Consider the following 17,470-nt stretch of genomic DNA (forward strand, 5'->3'; position numbering starts at 1 on the left):
ATATTAAACATGAAGAAATCAACCTTACTTATTGCTGCGTCATTGGCTTTAAGCAGTCCTTCTATCCATGCAGATGAAGGTATGTGGACGCTCCACAACCTCCCAGATGCAGTCTACGAACAGATGGTGGCAGAGGGTTTTCAGTTGCCATGTGACATGATTTACAACTCACCCAACGCTATTAGCAATTACGTTGTGAGCTTCTCTGGTTATTGTTCTGGCGTTGTCGTATCTCCAGATGGATTGGTCTTCACCAATCACCATTGCGGTTTTAGTGCTATCAATGCCCACTCCACCGTAGAACATGACTATATGAAGGATGGCTTCTATGCGAAGAATTACGTTGAAGAACTACCTAACGAGGATCTCTATGTGTCGTTTATGAAGAAGCAAGAGGACGTTACGGCACGTGTTAACAAGCTCATCGCAGGAAAGAACGCACAGCAGACTGAAGCCATAATAGACTCTCTCACGAATCATCTAACCGATTCCATCAAGGCGATTGATAAGACTTTACACATCAACATCGACCCTTTCTACGAGGGAAATAAGTATTATGCAACAACTTATCAGGACTTCCCTGATGTCCGTCTCGTATTCACTGTACCTAAGAGTATGGGTAAGTTTGGTGGTGAGACAGATAACTGGATGTGGCCGAGACAGACGTGTGACTTCTCTGTATTCCGCATCTACGCAGACCCTAAAACGAATGGTCCTGCAGCCTACTCAAAGGACAATGTGCCTTATCACCCAGCCCATTGGGCACCCGTGAGCATGCAGGGTTACAAGGACAAGGACTTCGCTATGACCATTGGTTACCCTGGTTCAACAAGTCGTTACTTGTCTTCTTATGGTATTCAACAGCGCCGTGACATCGACAATTCTGTACGTGTTCAAGCGCGAGATATCAAACTCGCACTCATGAAGAAGTACATGGATAAGAACGAGAAGACACGCATACAATACGAGAACAGGTACGTCCAGGCTGCGAACTACTGGAAGAACTCCATGGGAATGAACAAGTGTATCGACTCTATCGGACTGATTCGTCAGAAGGCAGAGTACGAAGCTCGCATTCGTACATGGCTCCAAGAGAAGAATATCCAAGACCCAACTGTAAAGGTTGACTTCGATAAGTTGGCTAAGCTCTATTCGAATAGTAATGATGCAAAACTTGCCAGTATGTATTGGATGGAGTCGTTCTGGAGAACGTCAGAGTTATTCACCAGAGCACTTAACATGGCTCGCGGCTCCCTCAAGGTGTATGGTCCTGCGAACGAACCAAAGAAGCAGTACATGGTATATGAGGATAACCAAGATGAATGGAACCCTGCCCTTGACCAAGAGATGGCGGCTGCCATGCTTAAAAACTATTGTGAACATGTACCAGCTAAGTTCCTTCCTGACTTCTACGAGACTATCAAGACGGAGTTCGGCAACGATTATGAGAAGTACACCAAGTTCGTTTATTCACAGAGCAAACTACTCAAGAAAGGTCAAAAGTTCTATCAGAACGAGAAGACGCTCAAGGACCCTGGAGTGCTGTTAGGCATTAGCTTATTGATAAATTATCGTGCCATTCTTGCCGACCTCAGCAATAAGACGGAAGAGATTGACGCTGAAGAGAAGAAGTTGTGTGAGGCTAAAGTACAAATGGAGATGGACTTGCCACATTATAGCGACGCCAATTCCACCATGCGCCTATCGTATGGACAAGTGGGAGGATACATGATTGGAGGCTTCAACAGCAACTATTATACAACCGCAGAGAGCATTGTTAAGAAGATGGATGAGGGCTCAAAGATAGAGGACTATCAGGTAGAACCTATCATGAAAGAGCTTATGAGTGCCAAAGACTTCGGTCCTTACACTGACAAGACGACTGGTAAAATGCAACTATGTTTCCTTACTAACAATGATATCACTGGTGGTAACTCTGGTTCCCCGATGTTTGATGGCAAGGGACGACTCATTGGTCTCGCCTTTGATGGCAACTGGGATAGCCTCTCAAGTGACATCAATTTCGACCGTAAACTTGCTCGTTGCATTGGCGTTGACATCCGTTTTGTACTCTATCTCATGGATAAGTGGGGGCATGCTGACCGCCTATTAAAGGAGATCAATCCACAATAAGCACAAGTAAAATCGATTATCTGATGAAGAGAATATCAATCACCAGATAGCGTAACACAAATAACCAAGAGGCTGTATCGGTTCTCTTATCAATGCAAACGATTGATAAAAGAATGTGATACAGCCTCTTTTTAGCTATGAACAAACCGCTAGATAGGTATTAAAGCCCAGCTTCTTATTGTGATAACACAGCTTTTCTTCCATCAAAGCGGAGTTTACTCATTATTATTAAGGAGCGTGAGACAGGTTGCTTACTACCAACAAAAAGGATGTGTCTAATCTGACACATCCTCTTTCTCTATGCTTAGTAATTGTCTTTTTCGGTCTGTTCCACCCACATAACCGCCCAAGGTTCCATTCGAAGCAATGACTCGATGACAAGGAACAAAGAGCATTAAAGGGTTATGACCATTGGCGTTCCCAACTGCTCTCACAGCCTTCTCTCGTCCCATTCTTCGGGCTTGTTCGGCATAAGAGAGGGTCGCTCCGTAAGGAATGGTTAATAAGGTCTGCCATGCGAGGCACTGGAAGGGTGTTCCGTCAAAGCTCAATGGTAAGTCAAATGAGCCTCGTTTGCCTGAGAAATAATCGTTTAACTGCCGACAAGCCTCAGCCAATAAGGAATCATCCGAACTATCTACTTCCGTCCAATCATCGCCTATCTTCCTCTCCATAACATCCTCCCACCAGCAATACCTTAGCTTTCCTTCAGCCTCAGCAAGCACGAGTATGCCCAAAGGAGATTGGTAACGACAATAGAACATAACAGAAGACGAAGGTTGATAAGACTTACTTCTTCGGGCGTCTACGTGCCCACCCTTCTTCAGAGAAGTCGGGTTCTTCACCTTTCAGCTTTGCTGGTGCACCTTTCATAAGCTCTTTCCAATCGTCTTTCTTGAACTTATGTGTAGCAAACTGAGCGTCATTCTCTGATTGACGACGACCACGACCTCTGCGCCCACGATCGTCTTGGCGACCTTCACCACGGCTTCCGTAACCACCACGACTACCAGTGGAACGACCACCAGCCGAGCGTCCGTGCCCTGGCTCATCAGCATCATTACAACGCACTTTACGCCTCTTATAGACAGCACCATCTAAGGCTTTCATCACCTTCTGGGCGTCTTGTTCAGGCACTTCGATGTAACTTTGCTTAGCAAGAAGGTCTATATGCCCCACTGCCTGATGCCCATTCATATTCTTATTAATGAACTGCATCACCTCACCAGGATAGAACCCATCATTCTTACCGAGGTTAATAAAGAGTCGCTTAAAGCCTTTTTCTGCCTTACGTGCGCCACGGCTGCGTGTTGCTCTGCCCTCACTACGACCGCTACGACCCTCCTCACGATTGCTGCGAGCCGATGGTTTCTCAATCTCTGGCGCATTCTTATAATAGTCAAGGAAGCGTCCAAAGGTGGACGTAACAATCTTCTTGATCAAATCCTCCTTATCTATATACTCGAACTGGCGGTTGATATCCTCCATGTAAGGTGCTATCTGCTCCTCATCCACATCCGTCTTCAAGATGTTATCCATCGTTTTGAAGAGTTGTTTCTTGCATATCTCTTCAGGCGAAGGAAGCGTTCCATCAATAAATTCCTTACCTATCTCACGTTCAATGTTACGTACCTTATATTTCTCACGAGAGTGGATAATCGAAATGGAAGTACCCTTCTTGCCCGCACGACCTGTACGACCCGAACGGTGCGTATAGTTTTCTATATCGTCAGGAAGCCCATAGTTGATGACATGCGTCAAATCATTCACATCCAATCCACGTGCTGCAACATCAGTCGCAACGAGGATTTGTGTGAGATGAGAGCGGAACTTCTGCATTGTAAGGTCACGTTGTTGCTGTGACAAGTCGCCATGCAACGACTCAGCATTGTATCCGTCTTTAATCAACTTATCGGCTATCTCTTGTGTTTCTACCTTTGTTCTACAGAATACAATGGCGTAGATCTTAGGGTAGAAGTCCACCAATCGCTTCAAAGCAAGATACTTGTCGCGTGCATTCACCATATAATAGATATGGTTAACGCTCTCTGCTCCTTCGTTACGACTGCCTACAACTATCTCTTTATAGTCGTGTAAGTAACCCTTAGCCACCTTTTCTACATCCCTACTCATCGTTGCTGAGAAGAGAAGAGTATTACGATCTTCAGGCACACCAGTGAGTATCTCGGTGATACTCTCTTGGAAACCCATGTTCAGCATTTCGTCTGCTTCATCCAAAACAACGTTCCGTACTTGGTCCAAACGAGCCTTTCCACGATGCATTAAGTCGATTAATCGACCCGGAGTAGCTACAATGATTTGTACACCATGGCGCAACTGATGAATCTGGGTATCGATGGAAGCACCGCCATAAACAGCTGCGATGTGCAAATGAGGGATGTACTTACCGAAGTCCTTGAGGTCATCTGCTATCTGCAAGCATAACTCTCGGGTCGGACTAAGCACTATCGCTTGTGTCGACTTACTGCTTGTATCAATCCGCTGAAGCAGTGGTAAGCCAAAGGCAGCCGTCTTTCCAGTACCAGTCTGCGCTAAGGCGATAACGTCATTTCGATTACCTAATAAATAAGGGATTACTTCTTCTTGTACAGGCATTGGATGTTCAAATCCAAGCTCACTAATGGCACGACGAATCTCTTCGCTCACGCCCAACTCTTCAAATGTCTTCAAATTCGTTTGTTTATTATTTATTATCCTATAGAAAAGGTAAACTCGCCACCAAACGAACCCACAGAAAGACACTTGCCTGCGCTCTTCTCTTCAACTAAAACACACAGACTCTCAGGTGGCATGCTACCTTTATGGGGTGCAAAGGTACGCCAAGAAGTTGGATCTTACAAATAAAACAAACTATAAATCAGCCTTCTTAGAGAATAAGAAACAAATAGTTTACGATGTTCACTATATATACTTTGCATAAATATGGACGAACTTTTCTTACTGTTATAAAGTCTAAAAGCAAAAGAATTTACTTATCAGAATGTCCTCTTTTAATACTTTTTTCGTACCTTTGTAACGTCAAATAGAAAAATAGTCGTTATTAAAGTTAATTATTTGAGTTAGTACAGAAGCATACAACTTACGTGAGTAAGTTAGATGTTAAATGAAAGACTTCGCAGGGATGCGAAGTCTTTTTGTTTATTACTAACATCTAATACTTATCTTACTAACACCTAATTAAAATCCTAATAACAACTAATAAAATCGGAGGAAACTTACTCCTATAGTGCAAAGGAGCATTAGTTAAAAACAAAAATAAACTATTAATCAAAGAAGATTAGTTTATTTAATTCTATTTTTTAGACTATTTTTCACGACAAACAAACATTCTTTCAAACAAAAAGAAGTATCTATCAGATAATAAAATACCCTTTGGTGCAAGGTTTGATATGCTATCATCCATTGCTCCAAAGGGTAAATTCTTATCCTACTAGACTGCTGAACTGAAAGATTTACTTGGCTTTCAGTATCAGACGCAGGCTCTGTTTGTAATTCAAATAATTCCAAACCCAATTTAAGAGAATGAATGTCTTGTTCTTTACTCCTAGAATAGAACGAAGGTGAACTACCAACCACAAGAACCAAGCAGGGAATCCTCCAAACTTTTGACCATTAATCTCTGCAACTGCATGATTGCGCCCAATGGTCGCCATAACACCGAGGTTCTTGTACTTAAATGGCTTTTCTTCCTGTCCTTTCAACTGGTTTTTAAGATTCTGCGCAACACATTTTGCCTGTTGCAAAGCCACTTGTGCTAACTGAGGATGACCTAACGGATACTCCTTATCGCCCTCTATCAAACTCTGATCGCCTATAGCATAAACATCTTGTAAGCCCTTCACACGACAGAAACGATCGGTAAGGATTCTACCAGCATGACCTATGCTTTCCTTCGGCAAACCCTCGATAGTGTTCGCACAAATACCACTCACCCAGATAACTGTCTCTGCAGGAATCTCAAGCCCGGCACTTGTTTTCAAGATACCATCCTTATACTCTGTTGCAAACTGCGGCTGACGAATATGCACATGTAGCTCTTTCAAATCGCGCTCAGCCCTTGCTGAGGATGCAGGATCCATTGCCGAAAGAAGTCTATCAGCTGCATTAACAAGATAAATGTGCATCTGTGAGGCCTCAAGATCAGGGTAATCACGCTCCAAAATATTCTTCTTCATCTCGGCTACAGCACCTGCGATCTCCACACCAGAGGCACCTCCACCCACAACAACGATGTTCATAAGAGCTTGTTTGCGTGCTGGATCATCCTCTGTCTCAGCCTTCTCAAGATTACGAAGGATGGTATTACGAAGGCGCATAGCCTCTCCCACCGTCTTCATCGGGAGTGTTGTTGCCTCAATATCCTTGTTTCCAAAGTAGTTTGTCTTCGCTCCTGCTGCCAAAACCAAGTAGTCATAACGTATCTCACCCACTGATGTTTGAATCTTCTTAGCCGCAGTATCCACAGCTTCTACCTTTGCCATGCGGAAGAAGAAATCGTCTTTTCCTTGGAAGATACGGCGGAATGGAAACGAGATACTACTTGGCTCAAGTCCTGCTGATGCCACTTGATAAATTAAAGGAGGGAACTGATGATAGTTATTCTTATCTATCAAGACCACTTGAAAGTCGTTATCAACCAACTTAGATGCCAATTCCAATCCACCTAGTCCACCTCCAACGATAACGACTCTTTGCTTATCTGTATGCGCAATGTTTGCTTTCATTATCCTGCATTATTTATGTTATGTATGTTTGTTAGCTAATTCCTATATTAAAGTAAACAGAGAATATCATGCCACAGCAATCCCTTTTTCAAAGAAAAAAACGTCAAACACCTCTGTTTCATATCTATAAATTCCTATTCGTAAATTAGTTTCGTAAGTTGTTCTTCAACGAACAACTCTTGTGCAACTGCTTGTATCTCCTCTGCCGTAATAGCGTCAATATTACGATAAAGAGCCGTGATGTCCTTCTTCCAACCATAGTGCAAGAAGCCCTTACCGAAGTCGAGTGCAAGGTTCTCACGATTGTCGCAGGCAATACCAATCTGTCCTTTAATCTGCTGTTTGGCTATTGTTAGTTCTGAATCAGTCAATGGTTTCTCGATGAAATGGTCTAATTCTGCACGTACAAGAGCCATACACTCATCCACGTCTTGTGCGTCACAACCAAAGTAAATACTCCATAATCCAGTTGAAGAATAGCTTACCATCGTACTTTCCACCGTATACACCAGCCCTCTCCGTTCGCGTAATGCAAGGTTCAAACGTGCACTCATACCTGGACCACCTAATATGTTATTCAAGAGATAGAGTGCCATTCGCCGTTTATCATGCACTGCATAGGCACGATTACCAATCATTACATGTGCTTGATGAGTGTGTTTGTCAATCTTAATTGTCTGTGGCTCGTATGCACTCAATACTGGCAATGACTTCTCCAAATGCTTATCAAGTTCGCCAACCATGGTCACATTTGTGCCATTCTCTTGTGACAAGAGTTGCAAAAGTATGTTGAAATCAACGTTACCATAGGCAAAGAAGACGGCATTATCAGGTCGGTAATGTTGCTGCGTGAAGTGAAGTGCATCTTTGGTAGTGAACTTTCTCACACGTTCTGACGCCCCTAAGATGTTATGCCCCAATGGATGACCATGAAAGATAAGGTTCTCGAACTCATCATATATCAGTTCAGAAGGGCTGTCGTTATACGATTCTATCTCGTCACAGATGACTTCCACCTCCTTATCAATCTCCCTCTGAGGATAGACACTATGAAAGACTATATCCGTAAGAAGGCTTATCGCTCTTGGAAGATGTTCCTTCAAGATAGCAGAATAATACACCGTATCGGTCTTAGTGGTAAATGCATTCAAATCACCTCCCACCTCCTCAAGACAGTTTATGACGTCTAAAGCGGTGCGACGAGTCGTACCCTTGAATGTAACATGCTCACAGAAATGTGCTATTCCCTCCTCGTTCGACTGCTCATGAGCTGCTCCTGCATTGATTTGGTAGCCACAATAAACCACAGGTGAGGCTGTTTGAAGAGCGATAATACGCAGTCCGTTATCCAAAACTGCCGTTTGATATTCAACCATAGTGCAAAAGTAAGAAAAAAGAATGATATAGTAAGCGTCTTTGGCGACCAATAAAAAAAGAAGAGAGAAACTTTTTGTAGTCCGCTTAAATTACACTATATTTGCACAACTAAAGTGGAACACAATTGTAATTCACAATCAAATGCGGAAAGTAATAGGTATAGGTGAAACAGTCTTAGACATCATCTTCAAGGATAATAAACCAGTGGAAGCAGTGCCAGGTGGCTCTACCTTCAATGCTATCACTTCATTGGGTCGGTGTGGAGTGGACGTCACGTTCATTTCAGAAGCAGGTAATGACCATGTTGGAGAATACATCATTAAGTTCTTACAAGACAATGGTGTGAATGCTGACAACGTCAGTATATTCCCTGACTCGAAGTCTCCTGTATCATTGGCATTCCTTGATAAGAACAATGATGCTGAATACATCTTTTATAAAGACCACCCTCATGACCAACTAGAGTTTACTTATCCAGATATACAATCCAATGACATCGTACTTTTTGGATCGTATTATGCGGTGAATCCAGTTATACGTCCACAAGTAATGGGACTTCTTGATTATGCTCGTTCACGTGGAGCTATCATCTATTATGACGTTAACTTCCGACTAGCACATAAGGATGAGGTCATCAAGATAACACCTAATCTGATAGAGAACCTCGATTATGCTGACATTGTTCGGGGTAGTCATGAGGATTTTGCAACCCTTTATAAAAAGGAGGAAGCCGATAAGGTGTACAATGCAGAGATTTCTTTCTATTGCAAACAATTTGTTTATACACACGGAAGTCAACCTGTAGAGATACGTGGAGGACGTGATTTTAAGAAGTCATACGCTGTTCTTAACACGAATGTTGTTAGTACCATCGGGGCTGGAGATAACTTCAATGCAGGTATTATATTCGGTATCTTGAAACATGGTATTACACGTGCTGACCTCGAAAGGGGCTTAACGGAAGAACAATGGGACAAGGTGATTGAATGTGCCTTAGCCTTCTCTGCTGATTGTTGTAAGGACATCTTCAACTATGTAAGCAAGGAGTTTGGGGAGAAAATGAAGCTCTCTCACTCCTAAAACACACCCGAACAGACCACACTAAACATGATATAAAAATGATAGAAATTGCCAATAAAGTTTATTACGTAGGCGTTAACGATCGGAACAAAGCTCTCTTTGAGGGCTTGTGGCCGTTGCCTTATGGTGTTAGTTACAACTCTTATCTCATCGACGATGAGAAGGTTTGCCTTATTGATACCGTTGAGGTAGACTTCTTCGTACAGTTCATTGAAAAGCTCCGAGAGGTTTTGGGCGACCGACAGATTGACTATCTCGTCATTAATCACATGGAGCCTGACCACTCTGGATCGTTAGCTCTATTGAAGAAATACTATCCTAACGTGCAAGTCATTGGTAACAAGAAGACCTTCGACATGATGTCTGGCTTCTATGGAATCAAAGATAACACCATAGAAGTTAAGAACGAAGAGGAAATCTCACTAGGAGCTCACACCTTACAGTTCTTTATGACACCTATGGTTCACTGGCCAGAAACAATGATGACATTATGTAAAGGTGAGGTATCTCACCTCTTTACAGGCGATGCTTTCGGCTGTTTTGGTGCATTAAATGGCGGTTTCATCGATCAAGAGATTGATACCGACTGGTGCTGGTTAGAGATGGTTCGCTATTACTCAAACATCGTTGGAAAGTATGGAACACCTGTTCAGAATGCTTTGAAGAAGCTCGCTGGTATTCACATAGACTATATCTGCTCTACACATGGACCTGTTTGGCATAAGTATGTAGATAAAGTTATCAGTTTATATGACCGCATGTCAAAGTATGAAACAGACCCTGGTTTGGTCATCTGCTATGGTACAATGTATGGGAATACCGAACGAATGGCAGAACAAATAGCACGTGCAGCATCTTTAGCAGGCGTTAAGGACATTCGTCTTTATAATGTATCAAAGACGCACCACAGCTACATTCTTCAAGATATCTTCCGCTTCCGTGGTCTCATCGTGGGTGCTCCTACTTACAATGCAGGGCTTTATCACGAGATGGACGTACTACTCCAAGAGGTTGCCAATCGTGACATTAAGAACCATTACATCGGTTGGTTCGGCTCTTACTCATGGGCTTCAAAGGCGGTTGCTGCTATCGGGGAATGGAATGAGAATCATCTCCACTTCGAGAAGGTGGGCGAACCTGTTGAGATGAAGCAGGCTCTCACACCAGAAATCAAGGCTGAATGTGCTCGCTTAGGACGTGAGATGGCTGCTAAGCTATTGGCTGAATAAAACTGATACTCATCCATTGATCTTATAAGAGGTTCGCTAATCACACTTAGCGAACCTTTTTTTAATAGAATAAAAGACGAAGGCAACATTGATATAACACACTCGATTCATGTTTTTTTAGTATCTTTGTACACAAACAAACATAGGTAATTAGATGGAAATAGCAGTATTTTGTTCCGCAAATAACAATATCGACCCAGACTACTTTCACTTAACTGAGACGTTGGGAAGATGGATTGGCGAGAATGGGCACACCTTAGTATATGGCGGGGGGAACTCTGGTCTGATGGAATGTATCGGTAAGTCCGTTCATGAAGCAGGTGGGCGAACCATCGGCGTCATCCCACGTATCATGGAGGAAGGGCGCAGAATGAGTGATTACGTTGATGTGGAAATCCCTTGTGAAGACCTCACTGACCGCAAGGCTATCATGATGGAGCGTGCAGATGTGTTCTATGCACTACCAGGAGGAGTAGGTACTCTCGATGAAGTCTTCACTATTATAGCCTCAAACACTATCGGCTATCATCAGAAGAAGGTTGTGCTCTATAACATGAAAGGCTTTTGGAATAGCCTTATCGCACTATTAGACGACTTACAAAAGCGTAATATGATTCGTGGAAATTATCACGATTTCATCGAGATAAAAGACTTTTAAGAACCATTATTAGACGATCATTATACTTTAAGTTAAACGACGATCCTACTTTAACTTAAAGCTTAGTTGTACTTTAACTTAAAGGTTCATTGTACTCTAACTTACACGTCAATTATACTTCAAGTTGCGCGTCAATTCACTCTAATAAATGACTATAAAAAGTCCCCCTCTCTATTGTTTCACACAATAAAGAGGGGGATTTATCAATCTAATGGTTTACTTTACTTCACAACAATAGTCTTACCATCATGAATGTAAACACCTTTCGAAGGCTTTTGTAGCTTTATTCCTGATAACGTGTAATAGTCATCTGAACTATTGCCACACACATTAGTAAGGCTCTTAATACCTTCTGTAACCATCTTCAAAGGCATTACGTTTGTCGTTGCTGACACAAGTGAAGCAGGGAAAGACAAATAAACATCACCCGCAACAAGGCTATTCTGCTGTGCCAAAGAGAAACTCTCACCACTCAAGACATAGTTCTTAATACGAGAACTATTGTCTACTGACTTCTGACCATGCTCTACAACAACCATTGTCCAATACTCCAAAGAAGGTAAGGTAAACGTTACTTTACCGCTACTCTGCGTGAAGTCTAACTCTTGTGGAGCACCACCAAGACGGTCAGGGCTAGCAACCCAAATACGTGCAACAGGCTGCGCATCGTCAAGTACAATCTTCTTATTGTTCAAGACATTAGGCAATGGCATTGTTTCTGACAAGTCGCGAATATTAAAGTTGTCCCTTGAAACATTGCTATAGTTCAACAACTGGATTGTTGTAACATCCCCCTTCTTGGTGCTGTAAGTGTTCACCATGTAAGGCTTAGGTCCTATTGTCTGCTTCTCTGGATGTTCGTTTAGACTTGGATCAGGGTTAGAGAGATCCCAAGCTGCCACTTGCTTGCCATCCATCGTCATACTTACAGTTGTTTCCGCATTGTTATCTCGCAAGTAATTCTCGTATGCTGTAAGGAAATCATAGTAGTGAATGATTGACTTTTGCAGCTTACTTGACATTGGACGAGTGTCATCTGGGAAGTATTCCGTGAACAACATGTGGTCTCCACTAAGCTCTATTCTTGACCCACCAAGGGCAAAGATTGTAGCTTCTCCCATCAAAGCACTACTCAAGCGAAGCTCTCCTGGGCGACCATTGCGGCAATGCAAATAGGCAGCGAACACTGTATTAAAGGTGTTCTTACCATTGTTACGACGGTTATCCTGTATGATCTTGCGATAATTCCAGTAGTAGTCGTCACCTCCCCACATCTCATTATAACCAAATTCAACGTTCTTTGTACCCACAATGTTTGGTCCTCCGAAGCTTGAAGCAGCGTTCATCACAAGATACTTATTGTGGTTATCCGCCTTCATGCGGTTGATGAAGTTAGCAAAATAGCCCTCAAAGTCATTCGTGTTACGGCGGTCACCATCAGTATAAACCTTCTTTCCGTTCACTTTCTTACTCTTCAAGTTAACGTAATAAGCATCACGTTGATGACCCAACTGGTCGATGTGATAACCATCAAAGCCAAAGTTCTGATAAACCTTATTGATAGAACCTGCAAGATAGTTGACCCAATTCTGATTACCAGGGTTCATTACGTATATGCTCGGCCAACTACCAAGAGGATACTGAACCTGATGGAGATCGTAACCACCACCTTTCTTTTCATGCAAGTCAATCCATCCCCAATCACTGCTAACGCCGTCTTTATCAAGATTGTCAGGTGTTTCAGGTGTGTTACCATTCATGTTTCCAGTCACACCATATATCAAGTCATAGAACATACACTTGCTTCCTACACCATGCAACTGGTTGATGTAGTTCTCTATTGACGACTTATAGACATTACGCAAACCAATATCTTTCCAATGTGTAGAGTCTTGAGGGAATAGAATATGGTGTTGCCATTGCCAATCATAGAACTGAATACCTGTCATGTGATAGCGATTGAGCATAGCAACCTCTCCCTTTACCTTATCTAGTGTCTTGCTTGCATCGTAGTGAGAAACAAATCCATAACGTGGGAAACGACCCCATTCCGTTGAGACATCAATACCTATTGTTGCATAAACATTGTCAGTTGTACCTACTGTAGTATACACTTCTGCAAGATAACCAGTGAAGTTATCAGCAGGAACCTTCCATGTCCATGAAGTCTTTCCACTAATATCTGCAGTGGCAACAACCTTATTCCCATATAGATAACGCACCTTTGCTCCATCTGGGAAAGCATACTTAGTTGTGAAGGTAACAGTGCTATTAGGCTCATAACGTACTTTATCAGTTGTCAAATCAACTGGGTTAGAAAGGTAAGTAAGGTCAGCCTTATGCTGAATCGTTGCATTGTTGGTAATCTCACTAGTTGCTACATGAAGTGCATTGTCGTCATAGTGAGTATCATTATCAGCCAAACGGAGTTGATAAACAGTGTTTGGTGTAGCCTCAATAACTAGTCCAGTACCTGCACCAGCAGTCGTAATAGGAAGCAAATTGACTGAGTTATTCTCACCAACACCCTTTGCTATATATGCTTTCAAGCCATTCACAGAAGCGAAATCAACAGCAAAATCACGTGAGAAGGTGGCATACTTACTACTTTGTTGATAGGGGAAGCTATCTTTCACCTTATCTGATATATAAGCAACACCCCTTATGTTTGCCAAAGCAGATGGTTTCACATAGAAGTTAAATTTGTTATCAACACCCGCAAAAGTGTATTGATTAACGCTAGGTTGGTTATCACCTAAATAATAAACAGCCGATAAACGGCTACAACCATTAAAGGTATTGTCATTGAAAGTGGTGATATTACCAGGAATAACAACTGATTCCAATGATGTACAATGGAAAAAACTACCTGTTCCTAAGGCTGTTGCTCGAAGTGGCAAGGTTACCTTCTTCAAGTTTTGACAACCTTCAAACGACCATTCTCCAATCTCATTAACACCACTAGGAAGCTCCACAGTAATAAGTCCCGTCTGCTTAAAGGCATGATCCTTGATAACTTCTAAACGGCTATCAAACTGCACCTGTGTCAAATGTTGGCAATCTTGGAAGGCTTGTCCACCAATCTCTTTCACATTGGCAGGCAACACCAAGGATGTTAACCCAGTGTTGGCAAAGGAACGATAACCAATCGTTTGTAAGGAACCTGACAATGTGACCGATTGAAGATTGGTACAATCAGTGTATTCATAGCCCTGCATATTAGCATTGCTTGACGCATCTGTTACGGAACGAAGGTTCTTACAAGCGTTGAAAGCACTATAACCAATACTGTTAACAGAACTAGGAATAATCACAGATGTAATCGAGTTATTCCCCTGGAAAGCGTTATGTTCAATGACTGTGACCGCATAATCATTTTTACCATACCTTACACTGGATGGTATTACAACGTCACCACTGGTAGACTTACCATCCACCAACGTTACAGTCTTATCCGAACTAGTTGTGTATTTAATGCTATTTTGCACAAAATCATCAGCAAACGACGTTGTAAACGATAGTAATGCTGTACACAAAAAAAGTAATCGTTTCAATCTCATTAATTATCCTTTCTCATTAAAACTATGATGAATTACCACCTTATTAAATATAAAAAGCATCGCCACACACTAACCCCTTTAGGCTAGACACGTGGCAATGCCCTTTCAATATAAATTTAGTTCTAATATTTAATCATCCCATAGTGACCTGCGGTTACCCACATATACGTCACCACCTGATGTTACATTCACTCTATCTGAATAGTCATCGTCCATGTCATCAAATACATGTTTCTTACCGAGAGCAGTACCTGGATCTGCTGGAGTATCATCAAATGACAAGTCTAACAAATGCTTCTCTAGCTTTATCTCTACCTGTTCTGTGACAGGACTAACATAGTTCTTTTTCATCGTACAATAACTTTTTTGCCATTCTTAATATATACACCTTTCTCTGTTGGGTTCACTACTCGAACACCTGAAATGGTATAGTAAACATTGTCTTCATCAGCCTTACCTGCTGCATCAATGCTTTCGATACCTGTAGCATCGTTGGTCATATTACCATCTTCATCGTCAAGACTTAAACCGAAGACTACTGACTTTGCTCCTTGAACACCTGGCTCGTTGGTTTCATGAACGTAAGCTCTACCACAGTAGATGGTCTTTGCGTCCTGAGTTAAGTGCAACTTATAATCAGACTGTAGTGTCCAGTTACTCTTACCATCTGTCTCTGTCTGATAAAGAAGAGTATCTTCGCGAACAGGCATTACCTTGTTATCAGCGAGCTTAGCAACAGCTGACTCTGAGATACGATAGGTGTAAGTAGTACCAGGTGTACCAGCAAGGATAACACCTTCGTTGGCTGCGATTGAAGTAGCCTTTGTCATCTTCAATATCTTCTGAATCTTTGTTGGCTGCGTAACCTTGTATGTGCTCTTACCTACGTAAGCTTCCATAGCATCACGACCATTAGCAGCAACGAAGTCTACAGGGAAGTCGTGGGTGAAAGTAGCATACTTTGTAGCGAGTCTCTGCTCGTAAGTATCCTTCAAGTTGAGTGTATTCCAATCAGTATTTGCCTGATAAGCAGACAACTTACTTGCCTTTACATAGATATTCTTTGGTGTGTTATCGAATGCGTTAGTAGTCAATGTTGCTGGTGTTTCAGCCAAGATATTAACGTAATTCAAGTTTGAACAACCATTGAAAGCGTTAGCCTTTATCTCTGTTACAGTAGATGGAAGAGTGATGAAAGGCAGACTTGTACAACCTGCAAACATGCTTTCTGCCACATAAGTCAATGGCTGAGTAGTTAAAGATGTAGCAGGGAATTCAACATACTTCAAGCTTGTACAGCCCATGAAAGCCTCTTTACCGATAGTCATATCACCTTTGAGGTGAACACAAGTAAGTCCACTCTCTCGGAAAGCATCAGCACCAAGTGTCTTAACAGAACCCTTGAAGAAGAACTTCTTCAATGCACCAGTAGACCAGAAAGCACCATCACCGATAGTTTCAACCTTAGTACCATAATCTACTGTAGCTAAATGATCACAGCTTCGGAAAGCCTGCGCATCAATTGTCTTAAGCTCTGCTGGCAACTTAATAGTAGTCAAAGCAGCACACATATTGAATGCATTTGCACCAATCTTAGTGATGTTATCCCATGCACCTGGCTGCCCAGGAATACCTTTGATAGTTGTTAGTTGGCCACAAGCCCAGAATGTATTTGCAGGAATTTCAGTTACTGCTGCAGGCCATTCAACAGATGTTAAAGGTGTCCCCCAGAACACACCTGTGTCCATCTTCTTGATTCTTGAGAGGTCAACAGACGTCAAATCATCACAGATATAGAAGCAGTTATCGCCTAACTCCTCTACAGATTGAGGAACTTGAGACCATGTGATTTTATCGCAATTCTCGAATGCATTCTTGTTTAAACGCTTTGGATTATAACCATTCCAATTGATAGTTGCTAAGTTCTTACATTCCTTGAAGGTGAAACTTGGCAAGTTTCTTGAAGCATAACTACTTGGGAATGTGAAAGAGGTAAGCGACTCACAACCTTCAAACACACCACCCTCAATAGAGTTTGGATCATCATCACCTAAGTAAGTTACTGTATTTGGAAGCGTGATAGACGCCAACTTCTTACAGTTTAAGAATGCATGTGAGTCAATCTCCTTCAACTGAGAAGTACCATCAGTAGCACCTTCAATTACAAACTCAGTCATGTTTACACACTCATCAAAACAACGTGATTCGATGTGCTCGACTGTCTTTGGGATTGTAATCTTGGTTATCTGGCTTGTAACACCAGAGCCTGCTGCACGGAAAAGGTTAGCACGAAGCATGGTAACCTTATAAGTAGCAGAACCTTGAAGTACCCCTCTGTAAGTGACAGCAGCTGTTACAGTTTCAGGAATAGTAATCTCTCCTACCTTACGAATAGCATTAAACTGCGCATCAGTCAAAGCTTCGTCCTTCTTCGCATCAGTACTCAAATCAGTCTTAGTAGTCCAACCACAGAACTCAACAGCGTTTTCCTGTGAAGTAGTACTCACGAATTTCTGGATACTAAACAGCATACCATTGTACACGAACAGATTGTCTCTTCGCTGAGCATCTGTTGGTTGAGAGTCTGCAAAACATCCTAGTGAGATGATTGCAAACAACGCCAGAAGTAATTTTCTCTTCATTTGTTTTAAATTTTAATTTTAAGTTTTCTTGGTGATTGATAGGCAC

The 17,470-nt window shown here is 42.1% G+C and carries 11 protein-coding genes; 4 read left to right on the forward strand and 7 right to left on the reverse strand.

Features of this window, described 5'->3' with window-relative positions; all coding sequences use genetic code 11:
- Window positions 1-9: 9 nt before the first annotated feature.
- Complete coding sequence (locus HMPREF9969_RS08935) at window positions 10-2,133, forward strand: S46 family peptidase (protein WP_009435461.1); 2,124 nt, start codon at window positions 10-12, stop codon at window positions 2,131-2,133.
- A gap of 275 nt (window positions 2,134-2,408) precedes the next feature.
- On the opposite strand, the gene HMPREF9969_RS08940 is transcribed toward HMPREF9969_RS08935, so the two are convergent.
- The 4 genes from HMPREF9969_RS08940 to HMPREF9969_RS08955 form a co-directional block, all read right to left on the reverse strand.
- On the reverse strand, window positions 2,409-2,897 hold the full coding sequence (locus HMPREF9969_RS08940) for a methylated-DNA--[protein]-cysteine S-methyltransferase (protein ID WP_009435468.1): 489 nt from the start codon (window positions 2,895-2,897) through the stop codon (window positions 2,409-2,411).
- A 25-nt stretch (window positions 2,898-2,922) separates the two neighbouring features.
- Window positions 2,923-4,824, reverse strand: a complete 1,902-nt coding sequence (locus HMPREF9969_RS08945; protein ID WP_009435483.1) for a DEAD/DEAH box helicase — start codon at window positions 4,822-4,824, stop codon at window positions 2,923-2,925.
- 782 nt (window positions 4,825-5,606) lie between these two features.
- The gene (locus tag HMPREF9969_RS08950) at window positions 5,607-6,878 is read right to left on the reverse strand and encodes an NAD(P)/FAD-dependent oxidoreductase (RefSeq protein ID WP_009435551.1); all 1,272 of its coding nucleotides are present in this window, start codon (window positions 6,876-6,878) and stop codon (window positions 5,607-5,609) included.
- Window positions 6,879-7,012: 134 nt separating this feature from the next.
- The gene (locus tag HMPREF9969_RS08955) at window positions 7,013-8,254 is read right to left on the reverse strand and encodes a M16 family metallopeptidase (RefSeq protein ID WP_009435413.1); all 1,242 of its coding nucleotides are present in this window, start codon (window positions 8,252-8,254) and stop codon (window positions 7,013-7,015) included.
- A gap of 142 nt (window positions 8,255-8,396) precedes the next feature.
- On the opposite strand from HMPREF9969_RS08955, the gene HMPREF9969_RS08960 reads away from it, so the two are divergent.
- From HMPREF9969_RS08960 to HMPREF9969_RS08970, 3 genes are all read left to right on the forward strand, one after another.
- Entirely contained in the window at window positions 8,397-9,335 is a 939-nt protein-coding gene (locus tag HMPREF9969_RS08960; protein WP_009435464.1) for a carbohydrate kinase family protein, read from the forward strand.
- 38 nt (window positions 9,336-9,373) lie between these two features.
- Entirely contained in the window at window positions 9,374-10,564 is a 1,191-nt protein-coding gene (locus HMPREF9969_RS08965; protein ID WP_009435529.1) for an FprA family A-type flavoprotein, read from the forward strand.
- Between the two features lie 154 nt (window positions 10,565-10,718).
- The gene (locus tag HMPREF9969_RS08970; RefSeq protein WP_009435457.1) at window positions 10,719-11,222 is read left to right on the forward strand and encodes a TIGR00730 family Rossman fold protein; all 504 of its coding nucleotides are present in this window, start codon (window positions 10,719-10,721) and stop codon (window positions 11,220-11,222) included.
- Between the two features lie 221 nt (window positions 11,223-11,443).
- Here HMPREF9969_RS08970 and HMPREF9969_RS08975 read toward each other — a convergent pair whose 3' ends face one another.
- From HMPREF9969_RS08975 to HMPREF9969_RS08985, 3 genes are all read right to left on the reverse strand, one after another.
- On the reverse strand, window positions 11,444-14,782 hold the full coding sequence (locus HMPREF9969_RS08975) for a glycoside hydrolase family 66 protein (RefSeq protein ID WP_009435518.1): 3,339 nt from the start codon (window positions 14,780-14,782) through the stop codon (window positions 11,444-11,446).
- A 129-nt stretch (window positions 14,783-14,911) separates the two neighbouring features.
- Window positions 14,912-15,133, reverse strand: a complete 222-nt coding sequence (locus tag HMPREF9969_RS08980; RefSeq protein ID WP_009435550.1) for a hypothetical protein — start codon at window positions 15,131-15,133, stop codon at window positions 14,912-14,914.
- Complete coding sequence (locus HMPREF9969_RS08985) at window positions 15,130-17,424, reverse strand: leucine-rich repeat domain-containing protein (protein WP_009435442.1); 2,295 nt, start codon at window positions 17,422-17,424, stop codon at window positions 15,130-15,132. The genes HMPREF9969_RS08980 and HMPREF9969_RS08985 overlap by 4 nt, the downstream gene beginning before the upstream one ends.
- Between the last annotated feature and the right edge of the window lie 46 nt (window positions 17,425-17,470).

The organism is Prevotella sp. oral taxon 306 str. F0472 (assembly GCF_000257925.1).
Taxonomy (GTDB): Bacteria; Bacteroidota; Bacteroidia; order Bacteroidales; family Bacteroidaceae; genus Prevotella; species Prevotella vespertina.